We start from the raw sequence: 18,635 nt of genomic DNA, 5'->3' as shown, positions 1-18,635 counted from the left end.
TCACGCTCCTTCTTTACTGTGCTCATTATCCGCGAACCCGCCCGTCGAGCCGAATCCATTGGCCCCGCGGAGCGATCCGGGAAGCTCGGTGACCTCGTGGAACACGGCCTGTTCCACGCGCTGCACGACCATCTGCGCGATGCGGTCGCCGCGCCGGAGCCGCACGGTCGCGCGAGGGTCGGTGTTCAGCAGGGTCACCTTGATCTCACCCCGATAGCCGGCATCGACCGTACCGGGTGCATTGACAATGGTCACCCCAAACTTAGCGCCCAAACCAGAGCGCGGGTGAATGAAAGCGGCATAGCCGTCCGGCAGCGCGATCGCCATGCCCGTGGGCACCACCGCGCGTTCACCGGGCGGCAACTCCACGTCGGCCGCGGCGACCAGGTCCGCGCCCGCGTCGCCGGCGTGCGCGTACGACGGGACCGGCAGCTCCGGGTCGAGCCGCTTGATCAGCACATCCACCTTGCTCAACGGTTCCACCTCACGGTCAGGGGTCGCCACGCCTGCAGCGGCACGGCCGGGATCGGCGCGGGCCCGGACGCGGGGCGCCGCCCGCGCCGTGGGAGCGGCCAGACGACAATACCGAGAGCCCGATCACGGACCGTCACCAAAACGCCGCCGCGCACATGTCCGCTCGCCCGGCGACCGGCGCGATGACCCTCCCCCGCAGGGTACTTCAACCGCAGTGACCCCCGTCACGACCGCCCGGTCAGGACCCCGTCGTCACGACCGCTCGGACGGCCCGGGCCGAAAGGTCCATACCTCGGGATCTGAGCGAAGCCAAGATCCGGCGGGTGAGAACCTGCCTTACCTGGCCGGATGCGGAAGGTTCACCCCATGGAGGGCGCAGGTCGCGTAGCGTCACACCTGTCACTCGACGTTCCCACATTCACGGGGGGTCACGGTCTTGCGGCGACAGGTAACTCATCGGTCCCTCGACGGAATCCGGGTCCGGCTGTCCGGCCCGCACGATCTCTCCCGCCCCTCCACGTCGGTCGCCAAGATCGCTGCGGCCGGACGGCTGCACGAGATCTCCAGCGGCACCGTCGCGGACGCGCGCGCCTGGGCGAGCGACGTCGGCATGGAACGCTTCGACGAGGAGTTCCGCGTGCAGGGCGGGCGCCTGCGGGTCGGGCGGACGCGGACGCACGATCCCGACTCCGGCATCGCCGATCCGGTGCTGCTCGCGGTCTGGGAGGGGCGGCGGCACGCGGTCTTCACGCACCTCTACCACGCCCGCCCGGCCGACGCGGTCGCGTTCTTCGGCACGCTGCGGCTGACCGAGCACGACGACGGCGTGATCGCCGTGCCGCGCGGGCGGGCCGTACGGCCCGAGCCGGCCGAACTGGTCAAGGAGGTCCCCGGCCTCGGCCTGCTGGAGATCACCGCGCTGACCGGCCTGACCAAGCGGCGGCTGCCGTCCTGGCAGGGCGCCAAGGTCGCGGGCGGCGAGCTCTTCCAGGACACGATCGAGGGCCAGGGCCCCTACTTCCTGCTGGCCACCAAGGCGCTGCTGGTCACCGTGCTCCCCGAGGAGGAGCGGGTGCGCGAGGCGCTGAGCGGCCTGCAGGGGCTGGCGGTCGAGGCGGTCGCCCGGTGACCGGCCTGCTGGCCGGCATCGCGATGATCGCCGTTCCGCTGGTGCTGCTGGGCGCGCTGGCCGGGCACCTGCGGCGGCCCGGGGTGCTCCCGGCCGCGCTGCGGGCGCATCGGACCGTTCCCCGTTCGCTGGTCGTGCCGGTCGCGGTGGCGGCGGTCGCGGCGGAGGCGTTGCTCGGCCTCGTTGCGGCGGCCGGGGTCGTGCTGTGGCAGGCCGGGCTGGTGCGCGGCGCGCTCGCCGGGGCCGCGGTGCTGCTGGCGATCTACGCGCTGTACGGGGCGTACGTGCGGCCGCGCGGCGTTCCGTGCGGCTGCGCGGGAGATCTCAACGCGCCGATGACCGGCTGGGTCGCGGGGCGCGCGGCCGTTCTGGCGGCGCTCTCGGTGGCGGGCGCGGTCTGGGGGCTGCCGGACGACACCGATGCCCTCCCGCTGGCCGTCACCGTCATCGCGGGCGCGGTGTTCGCGGTGATCTTGTGGACGCTCCCCCAGGCCATGATCGAGACGAAGGTGGCGCGATGAGCTTCCAGACCAGTGCGCTGCTGCTGTCGTGGGTGGCGATCCTGCTGCTCGCGCTGGTGGTCGCCGGGCTCGTACGGCAGGTCCACGCGCTGAGCCGGGGCGTGCCGCAACGGACCACGCTCGGCCCGGCGCCGGGCACTCCCGCGCCGGCGTTCGACCGGCTCGGCGCGGGCCTGCTGCTGTTCCTGGACCTGGACTGCGGCGTCTGCACCGAGGTCCTCGGCTCGGCCGGCGAGCTGGGCCGCCCGTTCAAGGCGATCTTCGCCGAGGACGGCCCGACCGCGGTGCCGCCGGGCGTCTCGGTGCTGACGGGTGAACGGCACGGGCTGTTCGAGGCCTACGGCGTGCCCGCCACGCCGTTCGCGGTGATCGTGGACGGGGACGGCCGGGTGCGCACGGCCGAGCCGGTCGGGTCCCCCGAGGCCCTTCGGGAGCTGATGGAGTTGGAGGTCGCGCGATGATCGAGCTCGAGGACATTCCCCCGCTGAGCGGCCCCCGCCCGCCCGGCGCCGAACGAGTGCGCCGCCGCTTCAGCGGCCCCGCTCCGGACCCCGACTCCGCGCCGATCCGCCGGAACGTGCTGCGCGGCATGGTCGCGGCAGGGACCGGCCTCGGGCTGACCGCGATCGGTGTCTTCCCGCAGGCGCGGCAGGCCATCGCGGCCGGTTACAGCCTGCGCGGCTACTACGACATCTATCCGCGATGCCCCGCCTATGCCCACAACCACAACTGCTCCCCCGGCTGCGGGCCGAGCCTGGTGTGCCCTACGTGCTGCCGTACGAGCGGCAAGTACAAGGGCTTCCACAGGTCGGGCGTCTCCGACCCCCACAAGTACAAGCTGCGCCCCAACCAGTGCTACGGCGGCAAGTGGGACGGCTGGATCTGGGCGTACGCGCACAGCTGCGGCAACTGCCGTAAGGGTGTCACCTGGCGCTGCCACGACGGCTGGAAGAAGTCCAAGGGCGGAAGCTGGTACAAGACCATCTGCCGTAAGGCCATGGCGTGCAAGAACTGACCGCCGCGCGCAGGGCCCGGTCCTTGGCGACCGAACCCCTGCTGCCGGTGGCCGCGCTCGCCCTGCTGGCCGTCGCGGCGGCCGCGCTGAACGCGACGGTCATGTGCTGGGCGTCGGTAGGGGCGCTTGCGGGCTTCGCGCTGTCCGGCTCGGTTTGAACGCGTAACTCGGAGGCCGTCCTCTTCTCGCCAGGTTGGCGGGCCCCTGTACGGCAGGGCGAAGTCCTTGCCGTTTTCACCCTCGGGCTGCTGCTCGGGGGCACCCTCAGCGCCGCGGTGGTGTGGCTGCTGTCCGGCCTGTCCGAGCCCCTCCCCGCGTACACCAGGACCGCGCTGATCCTGACCATCGCCGCTGTCGGAGCGGCGCGCGAGGCGGGACTGTTCGACATCCCACTGCCGCAGAACGCGCGCCAGGTCCCACAGGAGGTGCTGCAGTTCCGCCTGCGCCGGGGATCGCTGCAGTTCGGCTTCGAGCTCGGTACCGGCGTCCGCACCTACGTGTCCGCGAGCACCCCGTACGTCCTGGCACTCGGCCTGCTGCTCAGCCACCAGGGCATCGCCGCCACCGCCGCCGTCGGCACGGCGTTCGGCGCGGGCCGCGCCCTCAGCGCCGCGCTCACCCTCTGGTCCCGCGACCCCGACCGCGACACCGCCATCGCCGTGCGCATGCCGTGGATCAAGAACATCACCGCGTTCACCGCGCTGGGCTCGCTCGCGATCCTGCTGCTCGCGTAGCCTGGTGATATGTCGTTGATGATGTTCGCCGCCCTGCTGCGGCTCATCGACGTCCTCCCGGGCGACATCGTGCTCACGCTCGCCACGCTGACCGTCGCGAGCCTGCTCTTCCTGGCCGCCCGAACGCTCACCCGCGGCGAGCACCGCGCCGCCCTCGCCAGGACGCGCACCACGCTGCGCGAACGCACCCTCCGCACGGCGTTCCTGCCCCAGTGCGACCCCGACGCGGCGGGCCGCCCCCGCCCCAGAGCCCCCGGCTCGACGATCGCCGCCTGAGCGGATCCACCCGCCTACGCGGCACGCACCGATCGTCCTTTCACTTTTCACTCCTAGCCGGAGGGCTCATCACTCATGTCCGTCTTCAGCACGCCCATAGCCATCGCGTACCACCTCGTCACCGGCCTGGCCGACGTCCTGCACCCGTTCGCGGGCGGCCTGGCGACCGTCGCGGCCATCGTCGTCTTCACCGCCATCGTCCGCCTCTGCCTGGTCCCGTTCGCGGTCTCCCAGGCCCGGGGTGAACGGTCTCGAGCCAAGCTCCTGCCTCAGATGCAGGCCATCCAGAAGAAGCACGCCAAGAACCCGCAGCGACTTCAGCGCGAGATGGCCGCGCTCTATGAAAAGGAGGGCACTCCGCTGGCGGGCTGCCTGCCCACCCTGCTGCAGATGCCGTTCTTCTTCGTGATGTACCGGCTCTTCATGTCCGCCACGATCGCGGGCCACCAGAACGCACTCCTGGCGCACACCCTCCTGGCCGCGCCTCTGGGCCAGAACTGGATCAGCACCCTGGGAATGGGCTTCTTCTCCCCCGCATCCGCGGTCTTCCTAGGCCTCTTCGCACTCCTGGCCCTGGTCGCCTACGTCTCGTCCCGCCGCATCAAGGCAGAGGGCCCGATCGGCAACATCACCAAGCTCCTCCCGTTCACCACCTTGGTCATGGCCGCGTTCGTCCCCCTGGCCGCCGCCGTCTACCTCCTCACGACGACCACCTGGACCGCGATCGAACGCGGAGTGTTGCAGCGCCGCATCGTCACCGCCTGATCGCTTGACACCGTCCTCAGAGCCTCTGTTCCATGGAAACCGAACGTCGTTCTGAGGACGGTGGCATGGCAACAACCCTTGAAGTGGACCTGTCGGACCTGGAGTTCTGGGGGCTCCCCCGGCGCCATCGAGAAGAGGCCTTCACCCATCTCCGGGCCCTGGACCACCCGGCCTTCTTCCCCGAGCTCAAGCTGCCGTTCATCAAGACCGGCGCGGGCTACTACGCCCTGGTCAAGCACGCCGACGTCGTCGAGGCCAGCCGTACGGCCGAGGTCTTCTCCAGCGAGCCGTGCTCCAACAGCATCGCCGACCTCCCCCGCTACATGGCCCGCTACTTCGGCTCCATGATCAACATGGACGACCCGCGCCACGCGCGCCTCCGCCGCATCGTCTCCCGCGCGTTCACGCCCCGCGTCCTCACCAAGCTGGAGGAGGACCTCCAGCGCACGGCGACGCGCATCGTCGACGACCTCATCGCCAAGGGCCCCTGCGACTTCGTCACCGAGGTGGCGGCCCGCCTCCCCGTGCAGGTCATCTGCGACATGATGGGCATCCCCGAGCACCTGCGCCCCATGGTCTATGACCGTACGAACATCATCCTGGGCCTGGGCGACCCCGAGTACACCGGCGGCCGGGAGTTCATCAACAGCGGCATCACGCGCACCGGCATGCTCTACGGCCTGACCATGGGCATGAAGGCCGGCTACGAGCTCAACCACCTGGCCATGAAGCTCGCCCGCAAACGCCGCCGCGATCCCGGCGACGACCTGGTCTCCGCCCTCGTCTCAGCCAACGTCGACGGCGAGACCCTCACCGACCAAGAAATCGGCAGCTTCTTCATCCTCCTCGTGGTCGCAGGCAACGAAACGACCCGCAACGCCATGTCCCACGGCCTGAAGCTCCTCACCGACAACCCCGCCCAGCGCGACCTCCTGCTCTCCGATTTCGAGGCGCACATCGCCCCCACCATCGAAGAGATCCTCCGCATGGCCACGCCCGTCATCCAGTTCCGCCGCACCCTGACGCGCGACCACACGATGAACGGCCACGACTACAAAAAGGGCGACAAGGTCCTGCTCTTCTACAACTCCGCCAACCGCGACGAAGAAGTCTTCAAGGACCCCGACACCTTCGACATCACCCGCTCCCCCAACCCCCACGTCGCTTTCGGCGGCCCCGGCCCCCACTTCTGCCTGGGCGCCAACCTCGCCCGCCGCGAGATCACCGTCATGTTCCGCGAGCTCTTCACCCGCGTCCCCTCCCTCCGCACCGACGGCCCGCCCGACCGCCTCTACTCCAACTTCATCAACGGCATCAAGCACCTCCCCTGCACCTTCTGAGAGAGACCGACGGCCCACTGAGGCCCTGAGCAGGCCAAATGCGGCATAACCTTGCCTGCCATGGGACTGTTTCGCAAGAAGAAGGACGACGAGGCCGTCGATCCCGAGGAGCGCTCGCCTCAGCCGGGGATCAAGTACAAGGACCTCATGGTCATGAACGAGCTCATGAAGCTCGGTGCGGACCTTTCCCAGCCCCGGCACGTGAACTACTTCTTGTACGCGCCAGATTCTCGGTCGGCTGAGGCGATGGCAGTGGAAGCCCGCGAACACGGCCTGCTCGCCAAGACCAGCGGGTCTGTCCCAGACCCTCCGGGCCAGTGACTCATCAAGTGCGAGACCACCGCCGCGCTGGATCCGGACACCTGCCCAGCAGCCACCCGCAAGGGTCGTTGTGCGCAAGTGCGTGCACATCACCAATGCGGAGGTTGCCGTGGCTCTAGAGTTCATCGGCAAGGACGACACCAGCAAGAACCAAGGGTCGCCAGCGGTTTTCGTCGATCGCGCGACGGGAGAACTCGTGTTTCAAGGCTGGACCGAGACCGACATGGCTGTCCTGGCCGAGATCTCGTCGTACAGCAGGACCGCGGCCAACGAATCATCGGTGCGGGTACCGGCGCGTATGAAACCAGCCATCTTGAAGGCTTTGGAGGCCCTTGATGGAGAGACCGCTGACTGAGGACGACTTCGAGACACTGTTGTCGAACGCCACCGAGTCAGCGATCCACCTGGAATTGCGAGACGCCTACATGGCCGACGATTCGTTCACAGCGTGGCTGAGAACAGGTGTGGTGGTGGACGATGACCCGGCCGACGCGTGGTGGCGTTCGGTGGTACGCGCAGCGGTCGCACGCGGTGTCGGCGTCAAACGTGCACGCGTCATCTCCGAGCCGGTCTCCGATTACGTCCGCTGGGAATGGGCGTGCACGGAACCGGTGAACGTAGCGGCAGGAGAAAAGGTGCGTTGGTTGCCTCGGCATCTGACCACAGGCCTGTGCGTACCACCATCCGATTTCTGGGTGTTCGACTCGCAGGTCGTGGTGTGGAATCACTTCAGCGGTGCGGGCGAGTGGTCAGGGCACGAAGTCGTCCGCGATCCGCACCTGGCCGAGAATTGCGCTACGGCGTTCGAGACGGTGTGGGACCGAGGTATTGACCATCGGGACTACAGGCCCTCCTGACGACCGCTCCCATGGCCAAGCATCCCTCGTCGTCCGTTCAGCAAGCGCGTGAGGACCTCGCTGCTCAACTCAGGGAGCTTCGTCTCGACGCCGGCCTCTCAGCACGTGAGGTGGCGGCACTCTGCGGGTGGCACGAATCCAAGTGCAGCCGAGTTCAGAGTGGCCATCAAGCTCTCACCGACGCCGACATCAGGGCTTGGTGTGCGGCCTGTGGCGCTGATGAACGTGTTGCGGCTGGCCTCATCAGCCAGAATCGCCAGCTGGGGTCCGCGTACGTCGAGTGGCAGCGGATGCAGCGCGGCGGGTTGAAGCGCCTTCAAGAAACCGTGATCCCGCTCTGGGAACTGACCTCAGCTTTCAGAATCTACGAGCCGGGGGTAATGCCCGGCTTCTTCCAAACCCAGGGTTATGCCGCCGCGCTGCTTGGTCGTATCGCTGCGTTCTTCGCTATCCCCAGTGATGGCGATGAGGCTGCAGCGGCACGGGTCGAGCGCCAGCGGTTGCTCTATTCGGGCCAACGTCGCTTCGCGGTCGTGATTGAGGAGGCCGTGCTCCGGACTCGCATCGGAGACGCGGAGGTGATGGCCGGTCAGCTGGGTCACCTTCTTGATGTGATGTCGTTGCCGTCGGTGTCCCTTGGGGTGATTCCGTTCACCGCTGATCGTCCGATGTGGCCAGTTGAGGGATTCTGGATTCTCGGTGACGACCAGGTGGTGCTGGAGACTGTATCCGCCAAGATCACCGTGCAGCAGGCCAGCGAGGTGGACCTGTATGCGCGGACCTTCGCAGAGCTGTCCTCAATGGCGATTCATGGCGCGGCGGCGCGTCAGTTGATCACTGCCGCGATCACGGCCCTCTGACCTCGCGTGCAAGCAGACGCAAGTTCCTAGCGCTGGGTTCGCAATTGAGGCGAGGCTCGACGCATGAGCGCGGACGTTGCCCGAGAACTGCACAACCGGCACCGAGAATGGCTAGTGGTCTGGTCGTCCTGGACGGAAGAGTTCCTTGCCTTCCCGTTGTGGCCTGGGCAAGCGGGCAGTCTGGTCACCGATCACGACGTTCGGGAGCTGGAGCGGCGAATGGGGCTGCTCGAGCGGGCCTGCCGTGACTGATCCGGAACGGTTGGCCCGGGCGCTCGTGGAGTTCGAACGTGCACTGGAGGACGCTGTCAGTCCGCTGCACTACGGAGTCAGCGTTCCGCGTTCCAAGTGGCTGCGGGATCGGGCCGCCTACTTAGGCAAAGGAACGTCCATGGCATTCGAGTTCAAAGTGAGCACCTTGGGCGTCGGTGAGGAGGGCGTGGAGGTGGCCACCAATCTCGCTGGCGCGGAGACGGGCGGGACGGTCGCGCTTCGGGACAGCAAGAGCGGGGTCGTCTCGGTCTTCACGTTGGTCGAGTGGCGAGCCTTCATCCAGGGTGTGAAGGCTGGCGAATTCGACGTTTGACCAAATGACGAACCCCGGCCGGGTGGTCGGCCGGGGTTTCGGGGGTGTCAGATGCCTAGGCGTTCGGCCAGGCGGGCTCGGTGGTGGCGGGGCGGGCCCAGGAGGAGTTCGGCGCTCTTGGCTCGCTTGTAGTAGAGGTGGGCGTCGTGCTCCCAGGTGAAGCCGATGCCGCCGTGCAGGAGCAGTGCGTCCTTGGCGACCTGGAAGTAGGCCTTGCCCAGGTAGGACTGGGCCAGGACGGCGGCCACGGGGAGTTCTTCTGGGCTTTCGTCGGCGGCCCAGGCGGCGTAGCGGACGATGGACTCGGCCTGTTCGAGGGTGCAGTGCATGTCGGCGAGCTTGTGCTTCACGCCCTGGAACGAGCCGACGAAGCGGCCGAACTGCACGCGGAGCTTGGCGTACTCGACGATGGTGTCCAGGCAGCGGCGCAGGCCGCCCAACTGCTCGGCCGCGAGGGCTACTGACGCGAGGTCGAGGGCTCGGGTGATGGCGTCGTTCGCGTCGGACGGGCCGATCTGGCGGGCAGGGGTTCCCTCGAAGGTGAGGGCGGCTTGCGGGCGGGTCAAGTCGAGGGTGGTGAGGGGCGTACGGGTGAGGCCCTGGGCGGAGGCTTCCACGGCGAAGAGGGAGATGGGGGCGTAGCCGTCTTTGACCTCGTCGGCGAGGGTGGCGGCGATCAGGATGAGGTCGGCGTCCGCGCCGTTGAGGACGCGGGGAGAGGAGCCGGTCAGCTCGTAGCCGCTGCCGGTCTTGCGGGCGCCAGGGGTCTCCTCGCCCGGGACCGGGATGGCGAACGTCGCCACCTTCTCGCCGCTCGCTATCCCGGGGAGCAGGTCCTTGATGGCGTCGGTGTCGCCCGACTCCAGGAGGACGTTGGCAGCCAGCACCGCGGAGGCCAGGTAGGGGGTGGGGACCAGGGACGCGCCCAGTTCCTCCATGACCACGGCGACCTCGGCGTGGCCCGCGCCCGCGCCGCTGTGCGACTCGGGAACGGCCAAAGCCGCCAGGTCCAGCTCGCGGGTCATGCGCGTCCAGACGTCCCGGTCGTAGGGGGACGTCGACTCGGCGATCTCGCGGACGCGGGACATGGGCGAGGTGTCGGCGAGGAAGGCGCGGACGGAGGCGCCGAGTTCCTTCTGCTCGTCGGTGAGGATCAGCTTCACTTGGACTCCTCGCGCGTCTGGGTGCCGACCTTGAGGTCGCGGAACGGGATCTCGCGGTCCACCTGGGGTTCGCGGGGCAGACCGAGGACGCGGTCGCCGATGATGTTGCGCATGATCTCGTTGGTGCCGCCACCGAGCGCCATTCCGGGGCCCCAGGAAAGGGCGCGGGCGATCTTGCCTTCGCCGGAGTAGGCGGTCGTCTCGGGGCCGAGGATCTCGCTGGCGATGTCGGCGCTGGACAGGGTGAGGTCGGCGAGGAGCAGCTTGGCGATCGAGCCTCGGGCGCCGGGGAAGATGCCGGCTTTGACTTCTTGGGTGAGTCTCGCGTTGAAGAGGTCGAAGGCTCTTTCCTGGAGGTAGAGGTCCACCAGCTGGTCGCGTACGGCGGGGTCGGTGAGGATGTCGCGGTCGCGCGCGGCCTTGCTGAGGGCCTCGAACGAGGCGGGGCGTTCGGTACGGGCGGCGCCCATACCGATCGAGACGCGCTCGTGCAGGAGGGTCGTGACGGCGGCGGACCAGCCCTCGTTCACGGTGCCGACGACCTGGTCGGGCGCGACGCGGACGTCGTCGAAGAAGATCTCGTTGAAGTGGGACTCGCCGGTCATGTCGCGGAGCGGGCGGACGGTGACGCCGGGGTCGTGCATGTCGATGATGAACATCGTGATGCCCTTGTGCTTCACCGCGTCGGGGTTGGTCCGCGCGATGAGCAGGCCGTAGTCGGCCTGGCGGGCGACCGAGGTCCACACCTTCTGGCCGTTCACCACCCACGCGTCGCCGTCCAGGACGGCGCGGGTCTGGAGGGAGGCCACGTCCGAACCCGCGCCGGGCTCGGAGAACATCTGGCACCAGATCTCCTCGCCGCGCAGCAGCGGCCTGACGTAGCGCCTCTTCTGCTCCTCGGTGCCGATCGAGATCAGGGTCGGGCCGCACATGCCCAGGCCGATGCCGAAGACGCCGACCGGGAGGACGACGTCGCGCGCGGCCTGCTGGAAGGCGCGTTCCTCGGCGGCCGACAGCCCCTGCCCGCCGTACTCCGACGGCCAGGTGATGCCCGAGTAGCCGGCGTCGTAGAGCCTGGCGAAGAACGCCCGGGCGGTGGCGAGGTCGGGTTCGCGGGGAAGGTCGACGGCGTTGTCGTCCAGCCAGGCCTTGGCTTGGCGGCCGTATTCATCCAGGTCCGTCACGGGGAGGCTCCTCGGAATTGTCAGCGTTTGCTTACGTTAACGCGGCGACCCGAGAAACGGAATGGCGTTCGGTTAGGTGGGGTTCGTGTCGGTTTTCCCGATCGGCTTGCCCGGCAGCGGGGTCCCCGGACGGGCCCGGAGGCCGTCCAGCATCAGGCCGACCAGACGGCCGGGGACCGATTCGGCCAGCTCGACGGGGATGTCGGCGGCCTGGTGGATGTGCACGCTGATCAGCATGCCGATGTCGCCCGGCCCGACGTCCTCGCGCATCACGCCGGACGACTGGGCGCCCGTCACCATCTGGTCCAGATAGTCGGCCATGCGCGCCCGCGCCTCGGTCACCCCGGGGTCGCGGCGGATCCTGGTGTGCAGGACGGGGTCGACGGTCGCGCTCAGCACGCCCATCCGCAGCGCGACGCACTCCCGTACGAAGCGGCTCAGCGCGCTCCAGGCGTCCGGCTCCTCGCTCCACGCGCGTTCGGCCACGTCCCCGACCAGACGCAGCGTGTGCTCGGAGACCCCGATGATCAGGTCCTCGCGTTCGGGGAACCGCCGGTAGAGCGTGCCGATGCCGACCCCGGCGCGCGCCGCGATGTCCTCCAGCGGGGGCATGGCGCCGCGTTCCACGATCAGCTGCCGCGCGGCCTCCAGGACGCGCTCCCGGTTGCGCCGGGCATCGGCCCGCAACTCCGCCACGAAGGCTCTCCCCTCGAGAGAACTGGAGGATTTTCCTCCACATAGGCTACAGTCCAGACAACCGGAGGAAATTCCTCCGCTTACCTCCCGACTTGGAGTGCGCCATGCGCATCGGACTGTTCCTCAACGAGCTGGGCGTCCCCTTCGAGACCGTCGTCGACCAGACCCGCGAGGCCGCCGAGCAGGGCTTCGCCGGGGTCTGGCAGGCGGGCCGCCCGGGCTGGGATCCCCTCACCACGCTGGCCGTCTCGGGTCGTACGGCACCCGGCGTCGAGCTGGGCACCGCGATCGTGCCCAACCTCCCCCGCCACCCGCTGGCCCTGGCGGCGCAGGCGCTGACCGTTCAGGCGGCGACCGGCAACCGCCTCACGCTCGGCCTCGGCGTGAGCCACCGGCACATCATCGAGGGCCAGTTCGGCATGCCGTTCGACCGCCCGGCGCTGCGGATGCGCGAGTACCTGACGGCCCTGCGCCCGCTGCTGAACGGCGAGGACGTGGCGTACGAGGGCGAGACGCTCAAGGCCGAGGGCGCCGTCATGGCGCCCGGTGCCGAGGCGCCCTCGGTGATGATCGCCGCGCTCGGCCCGGCGATGCTGAAGGTCGCGGGCGAGCTCACCGACGGAACGATCCTCACCTGGGCGGGCGCCGAGGTGATCGAGAACCACGTCGTTCCGGCCATCACCAAGGCCGCGGAGGCCGCCGGACGGCCGAGCCCGCGAGTGGCGCTCTCCACGTTCGTCAGCATCACGAACGAGCCGGACGAGCGCCGTGCCTGGGTCGCGGAGAACTTCGGCGTCGCGGGGAAGATGCCCGCCTACCGCGCCATGATGGACCGCGGCAACGCCGCAGGACCCGAGGACACCCTCATCCTGGGCGACGAGAAGACCGTCGAACGCGAGCTCGCGCGCGTCGCCGACGCGGGCGCCACCGACCTGATCGCGGTGACGATCCTCGGCCCGGAAGAGGAGCAGAAGCGCACGAACGAGTTCCTGGCCGACCTCGCACGCGCCTCCCGCCCGAAGCAGAACTAGTGCGATGGACGGGCCGCCGTGGGCGCGGTTACAGCGGCCCGCCCACCGGGATCAGGAAGCGGTCTCGCCCGTTCCATAGCCGCCGACCGCACGCGCGGCGGGCGAGACGGCCAGGTAGTCCAGGGCCACCTGCGTCGAGCACTCGTGCGAGGGATGGTAGTCGCGGCGCAGGTACGCCCGTGCCGCGCTGATCATGAAGCGGTTGCTCGGGAAGATCCCGCGCCGCACCGCCCGCCGGTAGTCGCGGATGCGCGGCCGTACGCCCTTCAGCGTCGGGTCCTTGGCGCACAGGTAGCCGGCGCCGAGGTAGACCATCAGCGGCATCGCCAGCACGCCCAGGAAGAACGCGATGAAGCGCCGCCAGTACGCGCCCGACACGTGCTGGTAGACGTCGAACGCGACCGACCGGTGCTCGACCTCCTCCGCGCCGTGCCAGCGCAGCAGGTCCATCATCGTCGGGTCGGCGCCCGCCTCGTCCAGCTCGGTGGCGTCCAGGATCCACTGCCCGAGCACCGCCGTGTAGTGCTCGATCCCGGCGATGATCCCGATGCGCAGGTTGAGCCACTGCCGCTTGGGGATCACCGGCAGCGGGCGCCGGTCGCCGAGCAGGTGCTGGAACATCCACTCGATGCGGTCCGTGAGCGGCCGCGGGTCCAGTCCCTGGGCGAGCATCTGCCGGTCGAGGACGCCCTGGTGGGAGTAGGCGTGCACGGCCTCCTGCCCCATGAAGCCCTTGACCTCCTTGCGCAGCTGCGGGTCGCCCTCCACCAGCGGGAGCGTCTGCTTGTAGACGTGCACGAACCACCGCTCGCCGGCGGGCAGCAGCAGGTGCAGAACGTTGATGAAGTGCGTGGCGACCGGCTCGTCCGGGATCCAGTGCAGCGGCGTGTCCGACCAGTCGAACTTCACCCGCCGCGGGGTGATGACCGGGTGCCGCTCGTCGATGTCGCTCACCTCTCGCCCGTCGCTCATCGCCCGCCCGTCGCTCATCGCCTGCCCCTTCGTTCCAGCACGGCCGGGTCCACGCGCGCCATCAGCCGCATCGCGCCCGGTGACAGCCGCGACAGCGCCCGGTTGAGCTTGGCCTCGGCGGCGACCGGCACCACCGCGGCGTTGCGCTCCACCGCGCGCACGATCTCCTTGGCGACCTTCTCCGGCGGGAAGTTGCGCAGCTCGTACCCGCGGGTCGCGGCCTTGCGAGCCCGCTCCTGCCCCTCGGCGTCGAGCGCCACGTACTCGGTCGTCTTCGAGATGCCCGTGTTGACGAAACCAGGACAGATCACACTGACGCCGATCTTGTGCGGCGCCAGCTCCGCGCGCAGGCATTCGCTCAACATCAGCACCGCCGCCTTGGTGGTGGCGTAGGCGGCCATCCCGCGGTTCGGGGTGAACGCGGCGGCGGACGCGAGGTTGACGATGTGCCCGCCGCTCCCCCGGTCGACCAGTTGCCGCCCGAAGATCCGGCAGCCGCGCGCGACGCCGTTCAGGTTGATCTGCAGGATGCGGTTCCACGCCTCGGGGCTGGTGTCCAGCAGGCCGCCCGCCATGCCGATCCCGGCGTTGTTGACCACGATGTCGGGCACGTCCGGCAGCCCGGCCGCCAGCTCCTCCATCGACTCGTCCGACGCCACGTCCACGCGCCGCGCGAACGCCTCCTGCGCGCCGACCGCCCGCGCGAGGTCCGCCGTACGCCGCGCCGCCGCCTCGTCGATGTCGGCGGCCACCACCCCGGCGCCGCGTTCGGCGAACGCCAGCACGGTCGCGCGCCCGATGCCGCTGCCGCCGCCCGTGACGACGACGATCCTGTCCCGGTACGACCTGCTCACGCGCCGCTCCCCGCCATGATCTCGCCGACGGCCGGCACCTGCGCGGCCCGCAGCTCCGCGCTCTCGGGCGCACCCTCGATGTGCCACACGAACTGGGCCACCCAGTCCGCGACCAGCGCGGGCTCCTTGCGCACCGAGCCCCAGTGCCCCACCGGGATCTCGCGCCGCCAGAACCGGTCCACGTACCGCCCGACGTCCTTGGACTGGTGCGGCGACACGAACGCGTCGCGGGTCGGCGCGATCGCCTGGACCGGCACGCCCGTACGGCACATGTCGCCCGGCCGCAGGAAGCGCAGCGCGTTCGCCCGGTAGAGCTTCATCCCGTACAGCGCGTCCTTGAGGAACGTCGGGCCGGGCCTGCGCTCGATGCCCTCCATCCGTTCGATGACGACCGGGAAGACCTTCGCGCCGCCGAGCCGCCACGTCAGCTGCGGAACGCCGGGGATCGCGCCGAACATCAGGTACCAGGACCGCGCGAACTGCCCGAACAGCTGCCCGACGTTGCGAGGCGTGGGCCGCCGGAGCCGGTCGCGCACCCACTGGCCGAAGTGCTCGATGCACGGCCCGGAGATCGAGGTGAACGAGGCGGCGCGCCCGCCGAGCCGGTCGCCGGTCACCGCGCCCCAGCTCTGCACCGAACCCCAGTCGTGCCCGACCAGGTGCACCGGCCGCCCCGGCGACACCGCGTCGATGACCGCGGCCAGGTCGTCGCCGAGGTTCTCCATGACGTAGGCCTTGGTGCGCCGCGGCCTGCTCGACTCCCCCGCGCCCCGCACGTCGTAGGTCACCACGTGGAAGTCGTCCGCGAGGATCTCCGCGACCGGCTCCCAGATGGCCTGGTTGTCGGGATAGCCGTGCACCAGCACGATCGTCGGCGCGCCCTCCGACCGCCCCCGCTCGTGCCCGTACTCGCGTACGGCCAGCTTGACGCCGTCGGCCTTCACCTTGCGCGTCCTGGGTGTGAGCGTCACGCCTCGCTCCCGTCGTTCGCCCCGACAATTGGACTGTCGATCTAATATGCTGAGCGAGTTGAACCAAAGTCAAGAGACGCCGACGCGCGATCGGCAGAGCTCCTGATGTGATCGGGGCGAACACCGGTACATCCGGGAGGTCTCGCGATAAAGTTGCGCAAAGGTTCAGCCTCGCGGTCCGGGCGAGCGTCGTGTGCAGTCCCGACGAGGCCAGGCGGACGGAGAAGTCGCAATGGATGCCGGTCGGCGCGAGTCATTCGCCGCGAACCTCGACGAGCTGTGCCGTTACCCGGTGGCGCGCCGTCGCCCCTTCACCAATACCGAGCTCGCCAGGGTCGTCTGCGGCCTCGGCGGTGACATCACCGACGGCTACATCTCGCACCTGCGCAACGGTCACCGCGACAACCCCACGTTGCAGACCGTCCAGGACCTGGCCGCCGCGCTCGGCGTCTGCCCCGCGGCGTTCGTCGGCGGGCGCCGCGAACGCCGGGGCGAGGAGGATCCGCGGCAGACCTTCTCCGCCAAGCTGCGCCATCTGATCGCGGCGATCTACCCGTCGAGCCGCGGCCCGTACACGCCGGAGGAGGTCGCGCAGTCGATCAGCGCGGACGGCCGGTACGGCTCGATCTCCTCCAGCCACCTGAGAGACCTGCTGAACCCGGCCGACGACGTGGTCCCGAACCCGCGCCTGAAACACCTGATGGGGCTGGCCGATCATTTCGGCCTGGCCGACGACGGCGGCCCGCAGGTCGCCTACTTCCTCGACGACCGGCTCGCCGCGAGCATCGACGCCGAGCTCACCGACCTGGTCGCCCTCCGGGACGCCGGGGTCGTCGAGTTCGCCGCGCGCGTTGCCGAGCACGCCTCCGGCTGGAGCCCCGAGCTGCGCAGCCAGGCCGTCCGGGCGATCACCCAGGCCATGGAGTCCGGGGAGACCAGCTGGGTCTTCCCGCTCAACCGCGAGAGCGGAGGTGCGGTGACATGAACGGGCTGAGCCGGCGAGCCCGCGAGACCCTGTGCGACGAGGTCGTCCAGCGGTTCGGCCTGCCGCCGTCCGCGACGCACCGCGAGGCGTGCCGCCGCACCGGCGAGGTGATGAGCGAGATCCTCGGCGCGCAGGTGGAGGTGCGGTTCGCCTCGCTGCGGAACGTCCCGTTCAGCGGCGCCACCGTGCGGCACGCCGACGGCACCTACGTCGTCTACTGCGCGAAGTCACGCTCCTGGTACCACCGGCTCGGGATCCTCCTGCACGAGCTGGCGCACGTTCTGCTGGACCATCCGCCCGTCGCGTCCGCCGACTCGTCCGCCGTACGGCTCTTCACGCCGCACCTGCCGGGCAAGATGGCGCGCATCATCGCGGGGCGAACCGTTCACGCGGAGGCCCAGGAACGCGAGGCCGAAGAGCTGGCCGACCGGCTCCTGGAGCGGCTGACCGAACGTCCCGAGGAGCGGGAGGACGCGGCGCTGCTCGACGCCACGCCGCGCGTGATGCGCATCGCCCAGGGACTGGCCCGCCATCCGGCCGGCGGCAAGGACCGCCCGCGCCGCTGACTCACACGGCAGGCTCTGTCCTGGTCTTGTGACGGTCGGCGTGGTCCTGCCGCGACGGTGGCTGAGGAACGTCGTCGACCTCAGCGTTCTTGAACGCGCGGGCGACCTGGCACCACCACGCGAGCTCGCCGTCGAGATCGTTGCCGTCCCGTTCCTCCAGACGTTCCTCCGGAGAACCGTCCGCCGGGACAAGGCCATCGTGCTCTGTGGAGGCATCCTCGCCGCTCTGCCACGCGCGCAGGGCGGCCTTCAGGCGTGCGGCCTCCAGCGCCACGGCCAGTTGCCCGTCCGTGAGGCCCGCCTTTTCGGCCCGCGCACGGACCGCGGTCTCGACGAACGGGTCGAAGCTCGGCGCGAGGGTCCAGCGCCAGTCGCTGAGCTCGATCAGCGCGCGGCGGATGCGGTGCTGCACGTCGAACCGCCGGCCCGACGCCACGAAGACGATGCCGGGGCTGACCTCGCGCAGGGCCCGGTGCAGCGGCCGCAGTGTCCGGAACCCGTTCCACAGGCGAAGCGTCCGGCGCAGCGCGGGCCAGCGCGGACCCCAGATGGGGATCAGCAGGGCCGGCGCCAGGACCACGCATCCCGCCACGGCCGCGATCACCGGGGCCACGGTCCCCATCGGCCTCAGCGCCTGGACGCCGAACCAGTCGGCGACCAGCGCGGCCAGCCTGGACAGCGAGTAGAGCACCAGCACCATGCCGGACCAGCCGTACAGCCAGAGCCCGCGGCGCAGGTGGGGGAAGCTCTCGTAGTCGTCGTGCCGGGCCCAGGCGAAGCACCAGCGCGACAGCACCAGCGACCCGGCCAGCGTCGAGACGTACAGAACGCAGTAGGAGGCGCCGACCGTCGGCTGCCGACCGTAGTGGTAGATGAAGTCGACGGGGCGTTCCTGGGGCACGTCCGACAGCGCGAAGAGCACGCTGATCGTCGCGATGACCAGGAGATAGATGACGATGACCTGCACGGTCTTGGGCCGCGCCACCCGCGCCGGATAGCGCCAGTGCAGGGCCAGCACGAGGAACGAGGCAGCGAGCGCCGCGAGGCAGCTCGCGGCGATCAGTTCCGCGACGTTGGACACGCCGATCGTCCGGTTCAGCCATCGGCAGCTCGCCGGGGACGCCGACCACATCGCACCGGCGAAGAAGAAGATGGTGCCGCACAGCGCCCACATCACCGCGCTGCTGCGCCTCAGGTAACGCGCCTTGTAGGCGAGAACGGCCACCAGCAGGATGCCGCAGAGGGGAAAGACGAAGTTGCGCATCGCCATGGCCCCTCTCACCGGTGCTCATGACAACGATTCACCATCTAAGGCTCATCTGCCACGGCAATGCA

26 protein-coding genes are annotated in these 18,635 nt (G+C 69.6%); 18 read left to right on the top strand and 8 right to left on the bottom strand.

From position 1 onward, the window contains the following. Positions 1-474 carry a dUTP diphosphatase gene (gene dut / locus J4573_RS43145; RefSeq protein WP_243774496.1) on the bottom strand — a complete coding sequence of 158 codons (474 nt, stop codon included), beginning with the start codon at positions 472-474 and terminating at the stop codon, positions 1-3. A 436-nt stretch (positions 475-910) separates the two neighbouring features. On the opposite strand from dut, the gene J4573_RS43140 reads away from it, so the two are divergent. The 15 genes from J4573_RS43140 to J4573_RS43075 all read left to right on the top strand — a co-directional run bounded on the left by J4573_RS43140 (position 911) and on the right by J4573_RS43075 (position 8,878). Next, entirely contained in the window at positions 911-1,603 is a 693-nt protein-coding gene (locus tag J4573_RS43140) for a hypothetical protein (protein WP_208261996.1), read from the top strand. After that, positions 1,600-2,124: a MauE/DoxX family redox-associated membrane protein gene (locus tag J4573_RS43135; RefSeq protein ID WP_208261994.1), complete on the top strand. Its 525-nt coding sequence runs from the start codon at positions 1,600-1,602 to the stop codon at positions 2,122-2,124. Before J4573_RS43140 ends, J4573_RS43135 begins: the two co-directional genes overlap by 4 nt. Continuing rightward, positions 2,121-2,585, top strand: coding sequence for a thioredoxin domain-containing protein (locus J4573_RS43130; protein WP_208261993.1), 465 nt, complete (start codon positions 2,121-2,123; stop codon positions 2,583-2,585). The genes J4573_RS43135 and J4573_RS43130 overlap by 4 nt, the downstream gene beginning before the upstream one ends. Next, complete coding sequence (locus tag J4573_RS43125; RefSeq protein ID WP_208261992.1) at positions 2,582-3,139, top strand: hypothetical protein; 558 nt, start codon at positions 2,582-2,584, stop codon at positions 3,137-3,139. The genes J4573_RS43130 and J4573_RS43125 overlap by 4 nt, the downstream gene beginning before the upstream one ends. Positions 3,140-3,162: 23 nt before the next feature. Continuing rightward, positions 3,163-3,297, top strand: a complete 135-nt coding sequence (locus J4573_RS55710; protein WP_279575785.1) for a hypothetical protein — start codon at positions 3,163-3,165, stop codon at positions 3,295-3,297. Positions 3,298-3,414: 117 nt separating this feature from the next. Beyond that, positions 3,415-3,873: a hypothetical protein gene (locus J4573_RS43120; protein ID WP_208261991.1), complete on the top strand. Its 459-nt coding sequence runs from the start codon at positions 3,415-3,417 to the stop codon at positions 3,871-3,873. Between the two features lie 9 nt (positions 3,874-3,882). Then, the gene (locus J4573_RS43115) at positions 3,883-4,149 is read left to right on the top strand and encodes a DUF6412 domain-containing protein (RefSeq protein ID WP_208261990.1); all 267 of its coding nucleotides are present in this window, start codon (positions 3,883-3,885) and stop codon (positions 4,147-4,149) included. Positions 4,150-4,224: 75 nt separating this feature from the next. After that, positions 4,225-4,914 carry a YidC/Oxa1 family membrane protein insertase gene (locus J4573_RS43110; RefSeq protein WP_208261989.1) on the top strand — a complete coding sequence of 230 codons (690 nt, stop codon included), beginning with the start codon at positions 4,225-4,227 and terminating at the stop codon, positions 4,912-4,914. A gap of 65 nt (positions 4,915-4,979) precedes the next feature. Beyond that, entirely contained in the window at positions 4,980-6,254 is a 1,275-nt protein-coding gene (locus J4573_RS43105; RefSeq protein ID WP_208261987.1) for a cytochrome P450, read from the top strand. Between the two features lie 60 nt (positions 6,255-6,314). Continuing rightward, the gene (locus J4573_RS43100) at positions 6,315-6,575 is read left to right on the top strand and encodes a ribonuclease E inhibitor RraB (protein ID WP_208261985.1); all 261 of its coding nucleotides are present in this window, start codon (positions 6,315-6,317) and stop codon (positions 6,573-6,575) included. 70 nt (positions 6,576-6,645) lie between these two features. After that, positions 6,646-6,930, top strand: coding sequence for a hypothetical protein (locus tag J4573_RS43095; RefSeq protein ID WP_243774495.1), 285 nt, complete (start codon positions 6,646-6,648; stop codon positions 6,928-6,930). Further along, positions 6,911-7,432, top strand: coding sequence for a DUF6879 family protein (locus J4573_RS43090; protein ID WP_208261983.1), 522 nt, complete (start codon positions 6,911-6,913; stop codon positions 7,430-7,432). Before J4573_RS43095 ends, J4573_RS43090 begins: the two co-directional genes overlap by 20 nt. 11 nt (positions 7,433-7,443) lie before the next feature. Then, positions 7,444-8,292, top strand: coding sequence for a helix-turn-helix domain-containing protein (locus J4573_RS43085; RefSeq protein WP_208261981.1), 849 nt, complete (start codon positions 7,444-7,446; stop codon positions 8,290-8,292). A 63-nt stretch (positions 8,293-8,355) separates the two neighbouring features. Next, positions 8,356-8,544 carry a hypothetical protein gene (locus J4573_RS43080; RefSeq protein ID WP_208261979.1) on the top strand — a complete coding sequence of 63 codons (189 nt, stop codon included), beginning with the start codon at positions 8,356-8,358 and terminating at the stop codon, positions 8,542-8,544. Between the two features lie 139 nt (positions 8,545-8,683). Continuing rightward, on the top strand, positions 8,684-8,878 hold the full coding sequence (locus tag J4573_RS43075) for a DUF397 domain-containing protein (RefSeq protein WP_208261977.1): 195 nt from the start codon (positions 8,684-8,686) through the stop codon (positions 8,876-8,878). A gap of 47 nt (positions 8,879-8,925) precedes the next feature. Here J4573_RS43075 and J4573_RS43070 read toward each other — a convergent pair whose 3' ends face one another. The 3 genes from J4573_RS43070 to J4573_RS43060 form a co-directional block, all read right to left on the bottom strand. Then, positions 8,926-10,041, bottom strand: coding sequence for an acyl-CoA dehydrogenase family protein (locus J4573_RS43070; RefSeq protein ID WP_208261975.1), 1,116 nt, complete (start codon positions 10,039-10,041; stop codon positions 8,926-8,928). Further along, complete coding sequence (locus tag J4573_RS43065) at positions 10,038-11,225, bottom strand: acyl-CoA dehydrogenase family protein (RefSeq protein ID WP_208261973.1); 1,188 nt, start codon at positions 11,223-11,225, stop codon at positions 10,038-10,040. The genes J4573_RS43070 and J4573_RS43065 overlap by 4 nt, the downstream gene beginning before the upstream one ends. 72 nt (positions 11,226-11,297) lie before the next feature. Then, positions 11,298-11,921 carry a TetR/AcrR family transcriptional regulator gene (locus tag J4573_RS43060; protein WP_208261971.1) on the bottom strand — a complete coding sequence of 208 codons (624 nt, stop codon included), beginning with the start codon at positions 11,919-11,921 and terminating at the stop codon, positions 11,298-11,300. Between the two features lie 104 nt (positions 11,922-12,025). On the opposite strand from J4573_RS43060, the gene J4573_RS43055 reads away from it, so the two are divergent. Next, entirely contained in the window at positions 12,026-12,952 is a 927-nt protein-coding gene (locus tag J4573_RS43055; protein ID WP_208261970.1) for a TIGR03564 family F420-dependent LLM class oxidoreductase, read from the top strand. Between the two features lie 51 nt (positions 12,953-13,003). Here the strand turns inward: J4573_RS43055 and J4573_RS43050 are convergent, their stop codons facing one another. Genes J4573_RS43050 through J4573_RS43040 form a run of 3 tightly spaced genes read right to left on the bottom strand, consistent with a single transcriptional unit; the run spans position 13,004 to position 15,749 of the window. After that, entirely contained in the window at positions 13,004-13,942 is a 939-nt protein-coding gene (locus J4573_RS43050) for a metal-dependent hydrolase (protein ID WP_243774494.1), read from the bottom strand. Beyond that, positions 13,939-14,778 (bottom strand): SDR family NAD(P)-dependent oxidoreductase, encoded by an 840-nt coding sequence (locus J4573_RS43045; protein WP_208261968.1) that lies wholly within the window; start codon positions 14,776-14,778, stop codon positions 13,939-13,941. Before J4573_RS43045 ends, J4573_RS43050 begins: the two co-directional genes overlap by 4 nt. Next, entirely contained in the window at positions 14,775-15,749 is a 975-nt protein-coding gene (locus J4573_RS43040) for an alpha/beta fold hydrolase (protein ID WP_208261966.1), read from the bottom strand. Before J4573_RS43040 ends, J4573_RS43045 begins: the two co-directional genes overlap by 4 nt. Before the next feature lie 232 nt (positions 15,750-15,981). Between J4573_RS43040 and J4573_RS43035 the strand changes: the two genes are divergently transcribed. Further along, positions 15,982-16,734 carry a helix-turn-helix domain-containing protein gene (locus tag J4573_RS43035; RefSeq protein WP_208261965.1) on the top strand — a complete coding sequence of 251 codons (753 nt, stop codon included), beginning with the start codon at positions 15,982-15,984 and terminating at the stop codon, positions 16,732-16,734. Beyond that, the gene (locus J4573_RS43030) at positions 16,731-17,300 is read left to right on the top strand and encodes a hypothetical protein (protein WP_208261964.1); all 570 of its coding nucleotides are present in this window, start codon (positions 16,731-16,733) and stop codon (positions 17,298-17,300) included. The genes J4573_RS43035 and J4573_RS43030 overlap by 4 nt, the downstream gene beginning before the upstream one ends. A gap of 1 nt (position 17,301) precedes the next feature. Here J4573_RS43030 and J4573_RS43025 read toward each other — a convergent pair whose 3' ends face one another. Beyond that, entirely contained in the window at positions 17,302-18,564 is a 1,263-nt protein-coding gene (locus J4573_RS43025) for an MAB_1171c family putative transporter (RefSeq protein ID WP_208261963.1), read from the bottom strand. Between the last annotated feature and the right edge of the window lie 71 nt (positions 18,565-18,635).

It is taken from the genome of Actinomadura barringtoniae, from assembly GCF_017573505.1.
Lineage (GTDB): Bacteria > Actinomycetota > Actinomycetes > Streptosporangiales > Streptosporangiaceae > Spirillospora > Spirillospora barringtoniae.
Note: the sequence above shows the minus strand (reverse complement) of the source record. Positions and strands in the feature narration are given on the sequence as shown.